This is a genomic window from Bradyrhizobium genosp. SA-3, from assembly GCF_004212635.1.
GTDB lineage: Bacteria > Pseudomonadota > Alphaproteobacteria > Rhizobiales > Xanthobacteraceae > Bradyrhizobium.
In genome coordinates, this window is sequence record NZ_PSRT01000063.1 from 12,345 (window position 1) to 29,517 (window position 17,173).

Annotated in this window: 16 protein-coding genes and 1 pseudogene; 6 read left to right on the top strand and 11 right to left on the bottom strand. The window is 65.0% G+C overall.

The features are described from left to right. Positions 1 to 5: 5 nt before the first annotated feature. From atpD to CWO91_RS22290, 3 genes and pseudogenes are all read left to right on the top strand, one after another. On the top strand, positions 6 to 1,448 hold the full coding sequence (gene atpD, locus CWO91_RS22280; protein ID WP_091893120.1) for a F0F1 ATP synthase subunit beta: 1,443 nt from the start codon (positions 6 to 8) through the stop codon (positions 1,446 to 1,448). A gap of 91 nt (positions 1,449 to 1,539) precedes the next feature. Then, positions 1,540 to 1,947: a F0F1 ATP synthase subunit epsilon gene (locus CWO91_RS22285; RefSeq protein ID WP_091893122.1), complete on the top strand. Its 408-nt coding sequence runs from the start codon at positions 1,540 to 1,542 to the stop codon at positions 1,945 to 1,947. Between the two features lie 147 nt (positions 1,948 to 2,094). After that, positions 2,095 to 3,762 (top strand): annotated as a pseudogene (locus tag CWO91_RS22290) (adenylate/guanylate cyclase domain-containing protein). Between the two features lie 103 nt (positions 3,763 to 3,865). On the opposite strand, the gene CWO91_RS22295 reads toward CWO91_RS22290, so the two are convergent. The 9 genes from CWO91_RS22295 to CWO91_RS22335 all read right to left on the bottom strand — a co-directional run bounded on the left by CWO91_RS22295 (position 3,866) and on the right by CWO91_RS22335 (position 12,215). Further along, positions 3,866 to 4,366, bottom strand: coding sequence for an RNA pyrophosphohydrolase (locus tag CWO91_RS22295; RefSeq protein WP_130216307.1), 501 nt, complete (start codon positions 4,364 to 4,366; stop codon positions 3,866 to 3,868). A gap of 64 nt (positions 4,367 to 4,430) precedes the next feature. Continuing rightward, positions 4,431 to 4,937 (bottom strand): RNA pyrophosphohydrolase, encoded by a 507-nt coding sequence (locus CWO91_RS22300; protein ID WP_091893128.1) that lies wholly within the window; start codon positions 4,935 to 4,937, stop codon positions 4,431 to 4,433. Between the two features lie 82 nt (positions 4,938 to 5,019). Next, the gene (locus CWO91_RS22305) at positions 5,020 to 6,243 is read right to left on the bottom strand and encodes a divergent polysaccharide deacetylase family protein (protein WP_130216309.1); all 1,224 of its coding nucleotides are present in this window, start codon (positions 6,241 to 6,243) and stop codon (positions 5,020 to 5,022) included. A gap of 145 nt (positions 6,244 to 6,388) precedes the next feature. Next, entirely contained in the window at positions 6,389 to 7,744 is a 1,356-nt protein-coding gene (locus CWO91_RS22310; protein WP_130216311.1) for a S41 family peptidase, read from the bottom strand. Beyond that, entirely contained in the window at positions 7,741 to 9,075 is a 1,335-nt protein-coding gene (locus CWO91_RS22315; protein ID WP_130216356.1) for a murein hydrolase activator EnvC family protein, read from the bottom strand. The genes CWO91_RS22310 and CWO91_RS22315 overlap by 4 nt, the downstream gene beginning before the upstream one ends. A 32-nt stretch (positions 9,076 to 9,107) precedes the next feature. Continuing rightward, complete coding sequence (gene rlmH, locus CWO91_RS22320) at positions 9,108 to 9,590, bottom strand: 23S rRNA (pseudouridine(1915)-N(3))-methyltransferase RlmH (protein ID WP_130216313.1); 483 nt, start codon at positions 9,588 to 9,590, stop codon at positions 9,108 to 9,110. Between the two features lie 94 nt (positions 9,591 to 9,684). Beyond that, a complete protein-coding gene (gene rsfS / locus CWO91_RS22325) occupies positions 9,685 to 10,041 on the bottom strand; it encodes a ribosome silencing factor (RefSeq protein ID WP_091893134.1) in 357 nt (118 codons plus the stop codon). Positions 10,042 to 10,254: 213 nt separating this feature from the next. Continuing rightward, positions 10,255 to 10,899 (bottom strand): nicotinate-nucleotide adenylyltransferase, encoded by a 645-nt coding sequence (locus CWO91_RS22330; RefSeq protein WP_165405629.1) that lies wholly within the window; start codon positions 10,897 to 10,899, stop codon positions 10,255 to 10,257. Positions 10,900 to 10,919: 20 nt separating this feature from the next. Further along, on the bottom strand, positions 10,920 to 12,215 hold the full coding sequence (locus CWO91_RS22335) for a glutamate-5-semialdehyde dehydrogenase (RefSeq protein WP_130216315.1): 1,296 nt from the start codon (positions 12,213 to 12,215) through the stop codon (positions 10,920 to 10,922). A 189-nt stretch (positions 12,216 to 12,404) separates the two neighbouring features. On the opposite strand from CWO91_RS22335, the gene CWO91_RS22340 reads away from it, so the two are divergent. Then, on the top strand, positions 12,405 to 12,674 hold the full coding sequence (locus CWO91_RS22340; protein ID WP_130216317.1) for a type II toxin-antitoxin system ParD family antitoxin: 270 nt from the start codon (positions 12,405 to 12,407) through the stop codon (positions 12,672 to 12,674). Next, positions 12,664 to 12,960 carry a type II toxin-antitoxin system RelE/ParE family toxin gene (locus CWO91_RS22345; RefSeq protein WP_130216319.1) on the top strand — a complete coding sequence of 99 codons (297 nt, stop codon included), beginning with the start codon at positions 12,664 to 12,666 and terminating at the stop codon, positions 12,958 to 12,960. Before CWO91_RS22340 ends, CWO91_RS22345 begins: the two co-directional genes overlap by 11 nt. A gap of 16 nt (positions 12,961 to 12,976) precedes the next feature. Here the strand turns inward: CWO91_RS22345 and proB are convergent, their stop codons facing one another. Beyond that, positions 12,977 to 14,098, bottom strand: coding sequence for a glutamate 5-kinase (gene proB, locus CWO91_RS22350; RefSeq protein ID WP_091893138.1), 1,122 nt, complete (start codon positions 14,096 to 14,098; stop codon positions 12,977 to 12,979). Between the two features lie 198 nt (positions 14,099 to 14,296). Between proB and CWO91_RS22355 the strand changes: the two genes are divergently transcribed. Continuing rightward, positions 14,297 to 15,262: a Bug family tripartite tricarboxylate transporter substrate binding protein gene (locus CWO91_RS22355; RefSeq protein ID WP_130216320.1), complete on the top strand. Its 966-nt coding sequence runs from the start codon at positions 14,297 to 14,299 to the stop codon at positions 15,260 to 15,262. A 254-nt stretch (positions 15,263 to 15,516) separates the two neighbouring features. Here CWO91_RS22355 and CWO91_RS22365 read toward each other — a convergent pair whose 3' ends face one another. Next, positions 15,517 to 17,151 (bottom strand): alkaline phosphatase family protein, encoded by a 1,635-nt coding sequence (locus CWO91_RS22365; protein ID WP_130216324.1) that lies wholly within the window; start codon positions 17,149 to 17,151, stop codon positions 15,517 to 15,519. Positions 17,152 to 17,173 lie beyond the last annotated feature (22 nt).

Sequence of the window (17,173 nt, forward strand, 5' to 3'; positions counted from 1 at the left end):
AGCAAATGGCTACAGCAGCCACCCAGATCGGTCGCGTCACCCAGGTCATGGGCGCCGTCGTCGACGTGCAGTTCGAAGGCCACCTGCCGGCCATTCTCAACTCGCTGGAGACCAAGAACGGCAACAACCGCCTGGTGCTCGAAGTCGCGCAGCACCTCGGCGAATCGACCGTCCGCACGATCGCGATGGACGCCACCGAAGGTCTGGTGCGCGGCCAGGAAGTGACCGACACCGGTCAGCCGATCTCGGTGCCCGTGGGTGCCGGTACGCTGGGCCGCATCATGAACGTCATCGGCGAGCCGATCGACGAGGCTGGCCCGATCAAGTCGGAGGGCACTCGCGCCATCCACCAGGAAGCGCCGACCTATACCGACCAGTCGACCGAAGCTGAAATTCTCGTCACCGGCATCAAGGTCGTCGACCTGCTCGCGCCCTACGCCAAGGGCGGCAAGATCGGCCTGTTCGGCGGCGCCGGCGTCGGCAAGACCGTGCTGATTCAGGAGCTGATCAACAACGTCGCCAAGGCGCACGGTGGTTACTCGGTGTTCGCCGGCGTCGGCGAGCGTACCCGCGAGGGCAACGACCTCTATCACGAGTTCATCGAGTCCAAGGTCAACGCCGATCCGCACAATCCGGATCCGAGCGTGAAGTCGAAGTGCGCGCTGGTGTTCGGCCAGATGAACGAGCCGCCGGGAGCCCGCGCCCGCGTCGGCCTCACCGGTCTGACCGTCGCCGAGCACTTCCGCGACCAGGGCCAGGACGTGCTGTTCTTCGTCGACAACATCTTCCGCTTCACCCAGGCCGGCTCGGAAGTGTCGGCGCTGCTCGGTCGTATTCCTTCGGCGGTGGGTTATCAGCCGACGCTCGCCACCGACATGGGCGCGCTGCAGGAGCGCATCACCACCACGCAGAAGGGCTCGATCACCTCGGTGCAGGCCATCTACGTGCCGGCCGACGACTTGACCGACCCGGCGCCCGCGACCTCGTTCGCGCACTTGGACGCTACCACCGTGCTGTCGCGCGCGATCTCGGAAAAGGGCATCTACCCCGCGGTGGACCCGCTCGATTCGACCTCGCGCATGCTCTCGCCGCTCGTCGTCGGTGAGGAGCACTACCAGACCGCCCGCATGGTCCAGCAGGTACTCCAGCGCTACAAGTCGCTACAGGACATCATCGCCATCCTCGGCATGGACGAATTGTCGGAAGAGGACAAGCTGACGGTGGCCCGCGCCCGCAAGATCGAGCGCTTCCTGTCGCAGCCGTTCCACGTCGCCGAAGTCTTCACCGGCTCGCCCGGCAAGTTCGTCGAGCTCGCGGACACCATCAAGGGCTTCCGCGGCCTCTGCGAAGGCAAGTATGACCACCTGCCGGAAGCTGCCTTCTACATGGTCGGCACCATCGAAGAGGCGGTCGAGAAGGGCAAGAAGCTGGCCGCTGAAGCGGCTTAAGAAGCGAATGGCGAATGGGGAGTAGCGAATAGTCCGCTGCTCCCCGTCATCGCTGCTCGCTATTCGGCTACCCACCATTCGCAGGTTCTTCATGGCCACCTTCCACTTCGATCTCGTCTCTCCCGAAAAGCTCGCCTTCTCCGGCGAGGTCGATCAGGTCGATATTCCTGGCGCCGAGGGTGATTTCGGCGTGCTCGCCGGACACGCGCCGGTGGTGGCTGCGGTTCGTCCCGGCATCCTCACCATCACCACCGGCGGCACGCATCAGAAGATGATCGTGCTCGGCGGCCTCGCCGAAGTTTCGGAGAACCGCCTCACGGTGCTCGCCGACGTTGCCACCTCGATCCAGGAGATCGACCGCGCGCAGTTCGCCGAGACGATTGCCGAAATGGAAGCAAAGCTCGCCGAGAAGGAAGGCTCTGAGCTTGATCACGCGATCGAGCGGCTTGACCACTACAAGACCATCCAGAACGTGATCGGCACCACGGCTATGCACTAAGCCCCGGGGCGCCGCTCCGGGGCTCAAGCTCAAAATTCCCGAACAAGCTCAGCGCTCGTCACACCAGTGGCGGGCGCTGAAACTTTGTTGCACTGCGCCGCCGGTAACGGCATTCTGCACCCGCGAATTTGTTCCGGGGCTGGGCAGATGAAACGCAAGATCGCAGCGATTTTCGCAGCCGATATTGCCGGTTACTCGAGACTGGTCGCGGAAGACGAGGAGGAGACGCTGCGGCGGCTCGCCTCCTATCGCGAGGTCGTCGACGATTTCATCGCCAAGTCGGGCGGGCGCATCTTCAACACCGCGGGCGATGCCGTGCTGGCGGAATTTCCGAGCGCGGTCGACGCGGTGCGCTGCGCCATCGACATCCAGGAGAGCTTGCGGACCCGCAACATGGCCTATCCGCCGAGCCGGCAGATGTCGTTCCGCATCGGCATCACCATCGGCGACGTGGTCGAGCGCGACGGCGATCTCTTGGGGGACGGCGTCAACATCGCGGCGCGGCTGGAAGGCCTCGCCGAGGTCGGCGGCATCTGCGTCTCCCGCGCCGTGCACGAGCAGGTCGCCAACAAGCTGTCGGTCCAGTTCGCCGATATCGGTGCCCAGGAGGTCAAGAACATCCCGACGCCGGTGCACGCCTACATGGTGGCGATGCGGCGCGAGGACGGGACCTACGCGAAGCCGCAGCTGAAGAAGCCGGCCTCCAAGCTGGCGGCCGCGCCCGTGTGGATGTGGCCGCTGGTGGTCGCCGTCGTCTCGATCGTCGCCATCGGCGTCAGCGGCTTCCTCTACAACACCAAGCTCAAGCAGACGGCGAGCGCCGCAGCGCCATCGGCCGCGACGCCCGGTGCAGCTCCGACTGCAAATGCAACGGCGACGAGCCCAATGCCGACTCAAATGGCGAAGGCACCGATGACACCGATGGCGCTGCCGAGTGCCGGCGCCGCGATGGCGCCGATGCCGGCACCGTCACCATCGGCTTCGCCGATATCAGGCAAATTTTCTGCCGAGAGCGTGCCCTTCATCAACGAGCGCGTCCGCAATCATCTTGCGGGCGATTATTCCGCTGCCGCCGACTACAAGGCCTTCGCGCTCAATGTCGGCGGCTTCACCGGCACGGCGCTGAACCAGCCGAATGAGGAGGCCGCGCGCAACATGGCGATCGAGTAGTGCCAGAAGCGCGCCGATGCTGCGCAATCGCCGCGGCGCTGCGAACTCTATGCGGTCGGCAACACCATCGTTTATGCGCATGGCAAGCCGCCGATGCCGCCGCAGCCCTGGGTGCGGCACGACGCCATGACCGAGCGGCCGTTCGCGTCGAAGGAGTTTCCGATGGTGCGCGACCCCCAAAAAGTCCGGCTCGAGAACATGTTCGTGCCGGCGGCGAAATCCCGCTCGGTCGCGCTCGGGCCGGGCGGACAATATTTCATGGTGCTGGGCGCGGCATCGGCCGACGACGCGGCGCGGCGTTCCCTGGAATCGTGCGGCGCCATCGCCGGCGTTGCCTGCCTGGTCGTCGCGGTCGACGACAATTTCGTCGTGCCGATCCCGACCCTATTCAGGATCACCGGCTTCTTCAATGCCGCCTCCAATGCCTCGATCGTGGCGGATGCGCGAGCCGAGGTCATGCGCAAGCTCACGGACGCCATGGGCTGGAATGCGGTCGCGGTCGGCACCGCCGGCCGCCCGGGTCTCGGCCTCAAGGCCGCAGACGAGCAGACCGCCGTCAATTCCGCGCTCGCCGATTGCGCCAAGCGCGACAGCGATTGCCACGTCATCGCGATCGGCCCGTTCACGGTGGGGCCGATCAATTAGGACCTGCTGAAATGAGGCCCATCTAGCGCCCCATAAATTTCCGGAAAAAATTCTCTAAAGATTTCAACCCCGTCCTACTGTGCATGGGGTTGTTTTCGCAGTTTTAGTTTCCGAACGTCGCAAACTGCTCTGCCACCGCGCGGTAGACCTCACGTCGGAACGGCACCACGAGATCGACGACACGAGCCAAGCGCTCCCAGCGCCAGGCATCGAACTCTGCTGGCTGGCCGTTGCGCGGCGTCAGCGGATCGATCTCGTCGTCCTTGCCGGTGAAGCGCAGCGCGAACCACTTTTGCCGTTGGCCGCGGAATTTCGCCAGCCGGTGCGTCTGCGGTCCGTCGTAAGGCGGGAATTCATAGGTGAACCACTCGGTCTCGCCGAGATAGTCGGCGCTGACGACGTTGGTCTCCTCCCAGAGCTCGCGCATCGCGGCATCGCGCAGATTCTCGCCCTCGTCGACGCCGCCCTGCGGCATTTGCCAGTCGAGGCCCGGCAGGATGATCTCGGGCCCGTCGCCCTTGAAGCGGTGGCCGATCAGCACACGACCATCGGCATTGAACAGGGCGATTCCCACGTTGGGGCGGTAGGGTTTTTCATCGGTCACGCGTGGATCTTTCGTTGTCACTCCGGTGGTGCCTTTAGCACCGAACCCGGCGAGACAATTTGATTTACTGATCCGCCAGCGCGGAAAATTCCTTCACCACGCGCTCATAGACCGGGCGCTTGAACGGGATGATCAATCCGGGGAGGTTCTTCATCGGCTCCCAGCGCCAGCTCACGAACTCGGCCTTGTGGCCGCCGCCGCCGGGCTTTTCGACATTGATCTCGCTGTCCTTGCCGGTGAAGCGCACCGCGAACCATTTCTGGCGCTGGCCGCGGTAGCGGCCCTTCCAGGCGCGTCCGGCGACCGTGCGCGGAATGTCGTAAATGAGCCAGTCAGGGACCTCGCCGAGCCGCTCGACCGAGCGCACGCTGGTCTCTTCATAGAGCTCGCGCTTGGCGGCTTCCCAGGTGTCCTCGCCGGGATCGACGCCGCCCTGCGGCATCTGCCAGACATGGGCGTCGTCGACATGCTCGATGCCGCCGGCGCGGCGGCCGATGAACACCAGTCCCTTCGTGTTGATCAGCATCACACCAACGCAGGTCCGGTAGGGCAGATCCTCGTAACGCGCCATTCCGCCAGACCCCCTCACATACTGTTGTCGGTAGGGCCTGAAGCGGCCCCGCGGGGGACCCGTGCCGTACCAATTCGTTGATTTAGCTGGATTTTGATTTCAGCATCGCAGTTGTCAATGGCACCAAAAGGATACCCCGGTCGCCCAGAGTCTTGGTCCAGGCACCGATGCGCTCGATCGAGACGGGCAGGGCCGAGGCGGTGCCGACGGCGATGCCGCGCTCGCGCGCCGTCGCTTCGAGCTTGTTCAGGGCGCGGTCGATCTCGGTCGAGGTCGGCACCACGTCGATCGCAACGTCGCCCTTGCCGAACGGCATCGCCTGGTTGGCCGCGGCCTGGGGCGCGATGCTGCGGGGCGAGGAACCATCGTCGAAGAAGCCGAGCCCGCGCTTGGCCGCCTCGCGGATGATCGGCTGCATGGCCGGCTCCGTCGCGATGAAGCGGGCGCCCATGAAATTGGTGAGGCCGGCATAACCCTGCATCCGGCTCAGATGCCAGTACAGACGATCCATGTTCTGGTCGGCGCTGAGCGAGGTCAGCAGCGTCTGCGGCCCGGGATCGTTGTCGGGGAAGTCGTAGGGCTCCATCGGGATCTGGAGGAAGATCTCGTGACGCTGCGCGCGGGCCCGCTCGGCAAGCTTGCCGGGGTCGGACCCATAGGGTGTGAAGGCAAGCGTCACCGCCGGCGGCAGCTTCATGATCGCATCGGTGGTCTTGGCGGCACCGACGCCGAGTCCGCCGATCACGATGGCGACCACTGGCATTTTTGCGGCTTTGGCGCGATCGGCATCGGCTGCATAGACGTTGAACGGCTTCATGTCGCCTGCGACCACCGGGATCATGCCGTAGCGCGACTTCTCCAGCAGTTTTGGATCGATCCCGGCCATGACAGGCGGCGGTGCTGAAGCCGCCCCGCCCTTGTCGGTGGCCTCGCCGGCGCCGATCACCACATCGTGGCGTGCGCCGGTGGAGCCGTCGATCATGGTGACGGTCTTCTGCTCACCGGGAGCGGCCTGCTTCGGCGCCTCCTTGGTCTCGTGCTTGCCCTCTTGCCTGCTTTCGCCGGCATGGCCCGAGGCTGCCGGCTTTTCATCCGTGGCCTTGGGCTCGCGGATCGCGATCCGCGTCATCGGCTCGCCGCCGAGCGGGTCCTTGTTGAAGATGGCGAAGCCGGAAAAGGTGACCAGGAACAGGAGAAGCAGGACGGCAAGCAGCTGCATGGCCGTGAACGGCAGCCGCAGCCGGCGTTTCCGGCGCGGCTTGTCCTGTCCGAGCGGGGCGCTCAGATCATCGGCCGTTTCAGTCATGCACGATCCCGAATCACTCGCAATGACGATAGCACGCCGAGGTCAAGCGGCGGCAGGCCGGGATAGGCCGGGGACACCAAGGGCTCCAAGCAAAAAGGGCGGCTTCCTGTAGCCGCCCTTTGCGAGAGATTCGTCTAAGCCGATTCTAGTTCGCCGCTTTGGGCTTGTCGGCGGCGGCCTTGTCGCCGCCCGGCGTGGGCGCGGCCGAGGCGCTGTTCTTGATGCCGTGGAGCAAATCGTCGGCGAGCTTGAGCGCCTTGTCGTCCTTGGCGTCCGGCGGGACGTAGGACTGCGAGCCGGTCTTCTCGTCGCCGTCGTTCTTGAGGTGGCCGCGCAGCGACGCCTCGCCCTTGGTGTCGGTGCGGGACTTCAGCTCGTCCGGCACGTCCTGAAGCACTTCGATATCGGGCACGATGCCCTTGGCCTGGATCGACTTGCCCGACGGCGTGTAGTAGCGCGCCGTGGTCAGGCGCAGCGCGCCGTTGCCGCTTCCGAGCGGGATGATGGTCTGCACCGAGCCCTTGCCGAACGAGCGCGTGCCGACGATGGTCGCGCGCTTGTGGTCCTGCAGCGCACCGGCGACGATCTCGGAGGCCGAGGCCGAGCCGCCATTGACCAGCACGATGACCGGCTTGCCCTTGGTCAGGTCGCCCGCATGCGCGGTGCGGCGCTGGGTCTCCTCGGCATTGCGGCCGCGGGTCGAGACGATCTCACCCTTCTCCAGGAAGGAGTCGGAGACGGTGACCGCTTCCTCCAGCAGGCCGCCCGGATTGTTGCGGAGGTCGATGATGTAGCCCTTCAGCTTGTCGCCGATCTGGTTCGAGAGATTGGTAACCTCGCGCTTCAGGCCTTCGGTGGTCTGCTCGTTGAAGGTGGTGATGCGGATATAGGCGATGTCGTCGGTTTCGACGCGCGCGCGCACCGAGCGGACGCGGATGTTGTCGCGCACCAGAGTGACGTCGAGCGGATTGTCCTGGCCCTTGCGGAGGATCTTGAGCTTGATCTTGGTGTTGACCGGACCGCGCATCTTCTCGACCGCCTGGTTCAGCGTCAGGCCCTGCACCGCCTCGTCGTCGAGATTGGTGATGATGTCGTTGGCCATGATGCCGGCGCGCGAGGCTGGCGTGTCGTCGATCGGCGAAACCACCTTGATCAGGCCGTCTTCCATCGTGACCTCGATGCCGAGGCCGCCGAACTCGCCGCGGGTCTGCACCTGCATGTCGCGGAAGCTCTTGGCGTCCATGTAGCTCGAATGCGGATCGAGGCCGGTGAGCATGCCGCTGATGGCGGATTCGATCAGCTTGGTGTCATCGGGCTTCTCGACATAGTCGGAGCGCACGCGCTCGAAGACGTCGCCGAACAGATTGAGCTGGCGATAGGTGTCCGCGGTGGCGGCTCGCGCGCTGGAGCCCATGAACACTGCGCGCGGCTGGGTCACGAACAGCGTCAGCGCCGCGCCGGTGGCTGCGCTGAGGAGGATTACTGAAGTCTTGCGCATCATCCGCGAACCTTCTCGCCTTCATTTGCGGCCCACCATGGGCCTGGATCGATTGGAGTGCCGTCCTTACGGAACTCGACATAGAGCACAGGTTGACTCGCGTTCGTGGCGAGAATGGAGGCGACTTGAGAGGTCGACCCCATGGTCGCGACCGGCTCCCCCGTGAGCACAAACTGTCCGATGTTGACCGAAATGCGCTCCATCCCGGCGATCAGGACATGATACCCGCCACCAGCGTTAAGGATCAAGAGTTGTCCATAGCTGCGGAAGGGGCCGGCATAGACCACCCAGCCGTCACACGGCGTTGTGACCTGGGAGCCGGGCTTGGTGACCAGCGAGATGCCCTTCTGAACCCCGCCGACGCCATCGGAACCGCCAAAGTCCCTGATCTTGTTACCGTTAACCGGAAGAGGCAGCAGCCCCTTGGCCGACGCGAAGGCAATCGCGGGCGTGGTCCGGGACCGGTCCTTGAAAGCGGCCGGACCAGACTTAGCACCGGCATTGGCGCTGGCGGCCGCCTTCGCCTCGGCCTGCTTGGCCGCCTCGGCCGCCTTCTCGGCAGCCTTGGCGGCGCTTTGCAGGTCCTGCTCCATCTTGGTGATCAGGCCCTGGAGATCGCCGACCTGCTTTGACAGCATGATCGCGCGCGAATTCTCGGCGTCGAGGTCCTTTTCCCGCGCCGCCTGCTGGCGCTGCCGCTCGTCGACCAAAGCCGTGAGCCGGCTCTGGTCGTTGCGGACCCTGTCGCGGTCCAGGGCGAGCTGGTCGCGTTCGGTGGCGATGTTCTTGCGCAGGGCCACGAGCTCGCCGAGCTCGCCGGCGATCGCCTCGGCGCGGCCGCGCAACTCCGGCACAACCGCGCCGAGCAGCATCGCGGTGCGTAGCGACTGCAGCGCATCTTCGGGACGCACCAGCAGCGCCGGTGGCGTGCGCCTGCCGGCGCGCTGCAGGGCGGCCAGCACTTCGACGATGTCGGAGCGGCGCGAATCGAGCGAGGCGCGCATCTGTTGCTCGCGGCCGTTGAGGTTTCGCAGCCGGGCTTCGGCTTCGTCGATCTTGGCCTCGACGGAGCGCACATTGGCGGCGGTGTCGATCAGCTGCTGATTGAGCTGAGTGCGGTCCTGACCGAGCGCGGTGATCTCGGCCTTGAGCTTGGCCTGCGCTTCCTCCGCGCTCTTCTGCCTGGCGCGCGCGGCCTCGAGCTCCTGCTCGCGCTGCTTGATCGCATCGGGCGAGACGGCCGCGGTCTGCGGCGGCGTCGCCGTCTGAGCTTGCGCGAGGCTTGCGCCGGCGACGCTTGCAATCAGCAACAGGTGGAGGAGCGGCGCTCGCATCTTGTCGGCAAAGGTGCTCGTTGTGGCGCGCATCACGCGCGGTGATAGGGGTGGCCGGCCAGAATGGTGGCGGCCCGATAAAGCTGTTCCAGAAGCATGATGCGGACCATTTGGTGCGGCCAGGTCGCAGAGCCGAACGCGATCGCGAGCTTGGCCTTACGGCGCAATTCGGGCGAAAGTCCGTCCGCCCCTCCGATCACGAAGATAGTATGTCCGGCACCCTCGTCGCGCCAGCGCCCGAGATGCCGTGCGAATACGGTGGAATCCAGGTTCTGGCCGCGCTCGTCCAGCGCCACCAGGATCGACTTTTCCGGAATATGCGCGCTTATCGCCGCGGCTTCTTCGGCCATCCGCGTCGCGGTGTCGCGCGCGCGGCTTTCCGGGATTTCGTGGACGGTGAGCTCGCGGAATCCGAGCTTGCGGCCGGCCTCGTCGAACCGCTCGAAATAGCGGTCGGCAAGCTCCCGTTCGGGGCCCTGCTTCAGCCGGCCCACGGCAATGATAGCAACACGCATGATGGCTTCAGCGTCGTGTTTCAGGGTCGCGCGCATCAGGCGCGCGCACGACGCTACCATGCGCGTCAGCCGATTCGAAATCGGCTCAGTGAGCCTAGATCGCCTTCGCCGCCCCTGGGCCCTGCGTGTACAATCGCTCGAGATTGTAGAACTCGCGGACCTCGGGTCTGAACACGTGCACGATCACATCGCCGGAATCGATCAGCACCCAGTCGCAATTGGGCAAGCCCTCGACATGGATGTTCCTGATGCCGTTTTCCTTGAGGCCCTTCGTGACGTTGTCCGCGATCGCGCCGACGTGCCGGTTCACCCGGCCGGTGGTGACGATCATGTAGTCGGAGTACGTCGATTTGCCGCGAAGGTCGATGGTGACCGTCTCTTCCGCCTTCATATCCTCGAGGCGGGAGAGGATCAGGCTCAGCGTCTTGTCGGCGTCGGGTTGCGCCTTCAAGGCCGCAGCTTTGGTCGATGTTTTACGCGTAGGCTTAGCAACCTTGGGTAAAACAGACTTGGACAATACAGATGTGGCCAGGGACCATTCCTTTCACTGTATCGCGAACGCCGAATCCGACGCTCACCGGTTACACTACATCATGTGGGGTTAAGGCTTTCAATATGCCAGAGAGCCCCAAATCCACACACTCCGACTCACTTCGTACCTTTCTCACTTCGTACCTTTCCAGCTCCCGTCCGGGTTCCGCAGGCCCGTCGAGGAGAGATTCAGCTTCAATCCGGTCAAAAACACCCAGGCCGGCGCCGGCTGGTCCGCAAGGCGCGCGGCCTTGTCCTCGGGCAGGCGGTAGCGCGATAGCGCTTGTCCTGCGGGCGAGGCGAGGGCGCGAAAACTCTGCGGCGGGCGATCGATGACTGCCATCGGCACCTGGGCGGCGATGCGCCGCCAGTCCTGCCAACGGTGGAATTGAGCGAGATTGTCGGCGCCCATAATCCAGACAAAGCGCAAGCCAGAGAAGCGGCGGCGCAAGATGTTGATCGTGTCGATAGTATAGCGGGTACGAATGACGGATTCGAGACAGCTCACCTCGATCCTGGGATCGTTGGCGACCGCGCGCGCCGCCTGCATGCGCGCGCCGAGCTCTTGCAATGCGCCGTTCTCCTTGAGCGGATTGCCCGGGGTCACCAGCCACCAGACGCGATCGAGCTGCAATCGCTTCAGCGCGAATTGGCTGATGGCGCGATGGGCCTGATGCGGCGGGTTGAACGAACCGCCGAGCAGGCCGATGCGCATGCCCTCCGTATGGGGCGGGACCGCTTGCGCCACGAAGTGCGGCACGACGAATGTGTTGCTCAATACCCGCCCCGCGACGTTGCTTACGGCCGCGTCTGCCCGGTGCCGCGAACGCGATATTTGAAGCTCGTCAACTGTTCGGCGCCGACAGGGCCGCGGGCATGGAAGCGGCCGGTGGCGATGCCGATCTCGGCGCCGAAGCCGAACTCGCCGCCATCGGCAAACTGCGTCGAAGCGTTGTGCAGCACGATTGCGGAATCGACCTCGCTCAGGAATTTGTTTGCGGCGGTCTCATCCGCGCTCACGATGGCGTCGGTGTGATGCGAGCCGTGGTTCTGGATGTGCGCGATGGCGCCGTCGACGCCGTCGACTACTTTCGCTGCGATGATCGCATCGAGATATTCGGTGTCCCAATCGTCTTCGCTGGCAGGCTTTACGCGTGCATCGGTCTTCTGCACGGCATCGTCGCCGCGCACTTCGCAGCCGGCCTCGATCAGCATCTCGACCAGCGGCTTCAGGCTCCTTGCGGCTCCCGCGCGATCCACCAGCAGCGTCTCGGCGGCGCCGCAGACACCGGTGCGGCGCATCTTGGCGTTGAGCACGATCGACTTCGCCATGGCGAGGTCGGCGCTGCCGTCGACATAGACGTGGTTGACGCCTTCGAGATGCGCGAACACCGGCACGCGCGCTTCCTGCTCGACGCGCGCGACGAGGCTCTTGCCGCCGCGCGGCACGATCACGTCGATGGCGCCGTTCAACCCTGATAGCATCATGCCGACCGCCGCGCGGTCGCGCGTCGGCACCAGCGTGATCGCGGCCTCGGGGAGGCCCGCTTCGCGCAGGCCCTGCACCAGGCACTCATGGATGGCGCGGCAGGAACGAAAACTGTCGGAACCGCCGCGCAGGATCACAGCATTGCCCGACTTCAGGCACAGCACGCCGGCGTCGGCCGCAACATTCGGCCGGCTCTCAAAAATCACGCCGACGACGCCGAGCGGCACGCGCACGCGCTCGATGGTCATGCCGTTGGGCCGCTGCCAGCTCTCGGTGACCACACCGATCGGATCGGCAATGCCGCGCACGATGCCGATGCCCTCGGCCATCCCTTCGACGCGCGCCGGCGTCAGCGTCAGGCGGTCGATGAAGGCGGAGGTCGCATTGCCGGAAGCGCGGGCTTCCGCGACGTCCTCGGCATTGGCGGCGAGGATCGCCGCCGCGTTGCCGCGGATCGCCCGCTCCATGGCTTCCAGCGCCTGGTTCTTTTGCTCCGGCGGCGCCAGCGCCAGCACCCGCGCGGCGGCGCGGGCCTTGACGGCGAGATCGGACATCAGCGCCTGGAGATCGGCATTGCCGTCGACGGCTTTGAGGGGGGCGGCCATGGGGTCAACCTTCTGCTAAGGCGGTGTCCTAGCACGGAAATCCCGCCTCTGCGAAGGGCGGGAAGGTATGGCAGGGGCTCGGGTGGCGCCGCCACGTCGGCCGTTGGCCTGGTTGAGGAGAAGGCCGCACGAATTCTTGCGCGTTGCCGAGTTATCAATAAATATCATTACTTGATATCGGAGGCTCCCATGGCGAGCAGCTACAGCATTGGCAAGCATTTCGAGGACCTGATCGACCATCTGGTCGAGAGCGGCCGCTACGCCACCGCGAGTGAGGTGATGCGCGAAGGTCTTCGCCTCGTCGAGGAGCGCGAGGAGCGGCGCAAGGTCAAGCTGGAAGCGCTGCGGGCTGAGATCCAGAAGGGCTTTGACAGCGGGCCGATGGAGGAGGTCGGCGATATGTTCGAGCGGATCAAGTCAGAGGGCCGAAAACGTCTGGCGGCCAAGAATGGCAAATAGGCCATTCAAGAGCCCACAAACTGAGATCGACCTCACCGCGATCTGGGACTATATCGCCAAAGATAATCTTCGAGCCGCCGACGCGCTGCTCGTCCGTATCGAAGCAACATTCGACATGCTGGCCGAGACGGCCTTTGCCGGTCGCGAACGAAGCGAATTGCGCGCGGAGTTGCGGAGCTTCCCCGTCGGCAACTACGTGATCTTCTACGTCCCAATTGCTGACGGCGTCGAGATCGTCCGTGTCATGCACGGCCGGCAGGATATCAACGCCGACGACATGCAATAGCGCGCGTCGGCTCGTACTACCCGCCCACCACCAGGTCGTCGCGGTGGATCATCTCCGACCGCCCGCTGATGCCGAGGATGGCCATCACGTCCGGGGAGGAGCGGCCCTTGATCCGCTCGGCGACCTCGGCGTCATAGGCGATCAGGCCGCGCCCGACCTCGCTGGCGTCGGGACCGCGCACGATCACGGCATCACCGCGGGCGAACTGTCCTTCCACCTTGATCACGCCGGCCGGCAGCAGGCTGGCGCCGGCGCGCAGCGCGGTCACGGCGCCGGCATCGATGGTCAGCGTGCCCTTCGGCTCCAGCGTGCCGGCGATCCAGCGTTTTCGCGAGGTGATGGGATTGGCCGGCGTCAGGAACCAGGTGCAGCGGCCGCCATCGGCGATCGCCTGCAACGGATGTTCGATCTTGCCGGAGGCGATCAGCATATGCGTGCCGCCTGTCGTGGCGATCTTGGCTGCCTCGACCTTCGTGCGCATGCCGCCGCGCGACAGCTCGGACTCGGCATCTCCCGCCACCCCCTCGATCTCCGAGGAGATGCTCTCGACCACCGGAATCAGCTTTGCGTTCGGGTTGTTCTTGGGCGGGGCGTCGTAGAGGCCGTCAATGTCGGAGAGCAGCACCAAGAGATCGGCGCTCGCCATGGTGGCGACGCGCGCGGCAAGGCGGTCATTGTCGCCGTAGCGGATTTCGTTGGTGGCGACCGTGTCGTTCTCGTTGATCACGGGAATCGCGCGCCACTCCAGCAACTTGCCGATGGTGGAACGCGCATTGAGGTAGCGGCGGCGCTCTTCGGTGTCCTGGAGCGTCACCAGGATCTGGCCGGCGCCGATATCGTGCGCCCCGAGCACCTCCGACCAAATCCGCGCCAGCGCGATCTGGCCGACGGCGGCGGCGGCCTGGCTCTCCTCGAGCTTCAGCGGACCGCGCGGCAATTTGAGGCGGCTGCGGCCGAGCGCGATCGAGCCCGAGGAGACGACCAGCACGTCGCGGCCTTCGCGGTGCAGTTTTGCCATGTCGTCCGCCAGCGCAGCCAGCCAGGACGCCCGCACCTCGCCCCTGTCGGAATCGACCAGCAGCGCGGAGCCGACCTTGACGACGATACGGCGGAATTGACTGAGTTCGGGGCTGGCCATGTGTATGTGTACTGGCGCTGAATGCGAATTGCTCGGGAAACGGCGGAGCGAGAGGCGGCGCCGATGAGCCCTGCTTTTGCAGCAGGACGGTGACCGGCGCAAGGCAGCCGGCATGGTAAACGGCGCATCTCGGCCTTGTCTCGGGCGTCCGCCTGGCTCTAATTGCCGCCAACCAAAATGGGCTGAAAGAGGAAACGAATGGATCGCCGCAAATTCATGGCCGGATGCTTGGGGCTGCCGCTGCTGGCGCAGGCGGGTGGGGCGCAAGCGCAGGCCGGGCTCACAAAGGTCATCTTTCCGTTCGCAGCGGGAGCTGGCGGCGACACGCTGTGCCGGCTGATCGCGCAGGAGATGGCGCCAGCGTTGCAACGGACCATCGTGGTCGAGAACCGCACCGGCGGCGACGGCCTGATCGGCATCAAGGCGGTGAAGGGCGCAAGCCCCGACGGCAGCATGGTGCTGGTGACGACGGGGCCGACCATGTATCTGCTGCCGATGGTCGAGACGACACCGAGCTTCGATACGGCCAAGGACTTCATGCCGGTGTCGCTGCTGGCGCGGTTCGAATTTGCGCTGGTGATCAACCCGGCGGTCGAGGCCACTGATTTCAAGAGCTTCGTGGCCTGGCTCAAGGCGCATCCGGACAAGACCTCGTTCGGGGTGCCGAGCAACGGCACCATCCCGCATTTCATGGGCTCCAAGCTCGAGAAGGACCTCGGCATTCCCCTGACCCGCGTGCCCTATCGCGGCAGCGCGCCCATCCTCAACGACATCGTCGGCGGCCACATCTCGTTCGGCATCACGACATTGGCCGACGCTCTGCCGCAACATCGCGCCAAGGGCGTGAAGATCATCGCGGTCGCGAGCACGGAACGATCGCCGTTTGCGCCAGACGTTCCGACGCTGAAGGAGAGCGGCATCGATCTCGTCGCGGACGCCTGGTACGGCATGTGGCTTCCGGCCGGCAGCCCGCCGGAGTTCGCCAGCAAGCTCGGCGCCGCCGCAAGTGCCGCGCTGGCCAAGCCCGAGGTGAAGGAGAAGCTCACCGCGATCGGGCTCATTCCGGTCGGGTCCACGCCGGAAGGATTGACGAAGGAGCTCGCAGCGAACATCGCGTTGTGGCAACCGATCGTGAAGGCGACGGGATACAAGATCGAGAACTGAGTGAATGGTGCACGCGCCGCGCACCACCGTCATGGCCGGGCTTGACCCGGCCATCCACGTGCATCCGCGATTGTCGTAAGACGTGGATGCCCGGGTCAAGCCCGGGCATGACGAGTTGAGAGAGCAGCGCGCTCTCTATCCCCTCATCCTGAGGAGCTTGCGAAGCAAGCGTCTCGAAGGATGAAGGGCCCGGCTGCTGCAGCGGGGCCTGCATGGTTTGAGACGGCGCTGCCGCGCCTCCTCACCATGAGGGGCTACATCTTCGCGCGCTGGGCGATGCCGTCCTTGATCGCGGCAAGCTCGGCCTCATCCCAGACGCCGATCAGAATGCCACCCTTCACCTGCAGCTGGTTGTCCGCATAGGCCGCGATCTTCTCGCGCGGGGTGGTGATGTGGTCGTTCGGATGCAGCGCCCAGTCGAATAGCTCGGCTTGCAACCGCGCGATGATGCCGGCGCAATCAGGATCGTCGCCGCGATCCAAATATTCGTCCGGATCAGTTTCGAGGTCATACAGCATCGGGCGGAAGCCGGAGGCATGGATGTATTTCCAGCGGCCGTCGAACACCATGAACAGGCGGCAGCGTTCGATTGGCTGGTTCAGCTTCAGCCGCACATCCTGCATGGCGTAGTCGTATTCGGAGAACGCCACCGTGCGCCAATCGGGTGGCGTCGGGCCACGCAGCAGCGGCAGCAGTGAACGTCCTTCGAGGATGTGGCCCGGCACCTTGCCGCCGAAATAATCGACGAAGGTCGGTGCAAGATCGATCGCCTCCACCAGCGCGTCGCTGCGCGTGCCGCGCGTGGCGTCAGCTTCTTGCGACGGGTCGATGATGATCAGTGGAATCTTGGCCGACTGCTCGTGGAACAGGTCCTTCTCGCCCATCCAGTGATCACCGAGATAGTCGCCGTGATCGGAGGTGAACACGATCATGGTTGTTTCCAAGAGGTCGCGTTCCTCCAGAAACTTCATCAGCACGCCCATTTGGTCGTCGATCTGGGTGATCAGGCCCATATAGGTCGGGACCACCTTCTCGCGGGCATCATCGCGCGCCATGTTGCGGGAGTAGCGCATGTCCATATAGGCGCCGAACACCGGATGCGGATTCTGGCGCTCGCGCTCGGAGCGGATCACCGGGATCATGTCATCAGTCGAATACATGCTCGCATAGGGCTCGGGCGCGATATAGGGCCAGTGCGGCTTGATGTAGGACAGATGCAGGCACCACGGCCGGCCATCGGTCTCGGCCTCGCTGATGAAGTCCATCGCACGCCGCGTCATGTAGGGCGTCTCGGAGTGCTCGTCCGGCACGCGCGCGGCCTTGTCGGCGTGCACCAGCAGCCAGCCGTTCTGCAAGCTACCGTCGTCCGCCGCGCCGGAATTGGCCCAATGCTCCCAGGGATTGGTGGCCTCGAATCCCTGCTGGCGCAGATATTCGTCGTATTTCGGTCGCGGCCGACCGGTCGGATGCAGGCCGTCGTCGCGTTCATAGGGCTCGAAGCCGCATTCGGCGACATGCACGCCGATGATCGATTCCGGGGGGATGCCGAGCGCCTTCATGCCCTCGAGGTCGGGCGCCATATGGGTCTTGCCGACCAGCACGTTGCGCACGCCGATCTTGCCCAGGTGATCGCCGAGCGTGGGCTCGCCGACACGCAGCGGCCAGCCGTTCCAGTGCGAGCCGTGCGAGCGCATGTAGCGCCCGGTGTAGAACGACATCCGCGACGGACCGCAGATCGGCGACTGCACGTAGGCCTTGCTGAAGAGCACGCCACGCTTGGCCATGGCGTCGATGTTGGGTGTCTTCAACGTGGGATGGCCGGTGCAGCCGAGATAATCATAGCGAAGCTGGTCGCACATGATCCAGAGAACGTTCTTCGCGCGCGCCATGCGTCATCCCTGTTGTTTCTTG

Excerpts from the sequence above, each read along its gene's own strand:
- atpD (WP_091893120.1), top strand. The coding sequence starts at position 6 with ATGGCTACAGCAGCCACCCAGATCGGTCGCGTCACCCAGGTCATGGGC.
- CWO91_RS22285 (WP_091893122.1), top strand. The coding sequence starts at position 1,540 with ATGGCCACCTTCCACTTCGATCTCGTCTCTCCCGAAAAGCTCGCCTTC.
- CWO91_RS22300 (WP_091893128.1), bottom strand. The coding sequence starts at position 4,937 with ATGGCGCGTTACGAGGATCTGCCCTACCGGACCTGCGTTGGTGTGATG.
- CWO91_RS22305 (WP_130216309.1), bottom strand. The coding sequence starts at position 6,243 with ATGACTGAAACGGCCGATGATCTGAGCGCCCCGCTCGGACAGGACAAG.
- CWO91_RS22310 (WP_130216311.1), bottom strand. The coding sequence starts at position 7,744 with ATGATGCGCAAGACTTCAGTAATCCTCCTCAGCGCAGCCACCGGCGCG.
- CWO91_RS22315 (WP_130216356.1), bottom strand. The coding sequence starts at position 9,075 with ATGCGAGCGCCGCTCCTCCACCTGTTGCTGATTGCAAGCGTCGCCGGC.
- rlmH (WP_130216313.1), bottom strand. The coding sequence starts at position 9,590 with ATGCGTGTTGCTATCATTGCCGTGGGCCGGCTGAAGCAGGGCCCCGAA.
- CWO91_RS22335 (WP_130216315.1), bottom strand. The coding sequence starts at position 12,215 with ATGGCCGCCCCCCTCAAAGCCGTCGACGGCAATGCCGATCTCCAGGCG.
- CWO91_RS22340 (WP_130216317.1), top strand. The coding sequence starts at position 12,405 with ATGGCGAGCAGCTACAGCATTGGCAAGCATTTCGAGGACCTGATCGAC.
- CWO91_RS22345 (WP_130216319.1), top strand. The coding sequence starts at position 12,664 with ATGGCAAATAGGCCATTCAAGAGCCCACAAACTGAGATCGACCTCACC.
- proB (WP_091893138.1), bottom strand. The coding sequence starts at position 14,098 with ATGGCCAGCCCCGAACTCAGTCAATTCCGCCGTATCGTCGTCAAGGTC.
- CWO91_RS22355 (WP_130216320.1), top strand. The coding sequence starts at position 14,297 with ATGGATCGCCGCAAATTCATGGCCGGATGCTTGGGGCTGCCGCTGCTG.
- CWO91_RS22365 (WP_130216324.1), bottom strand. The coding sequence starts at position 17,151 with ATGGCGCGCGCGAAGAACGTTCTCTGGATCATGTGCGACCAGCTTCGC.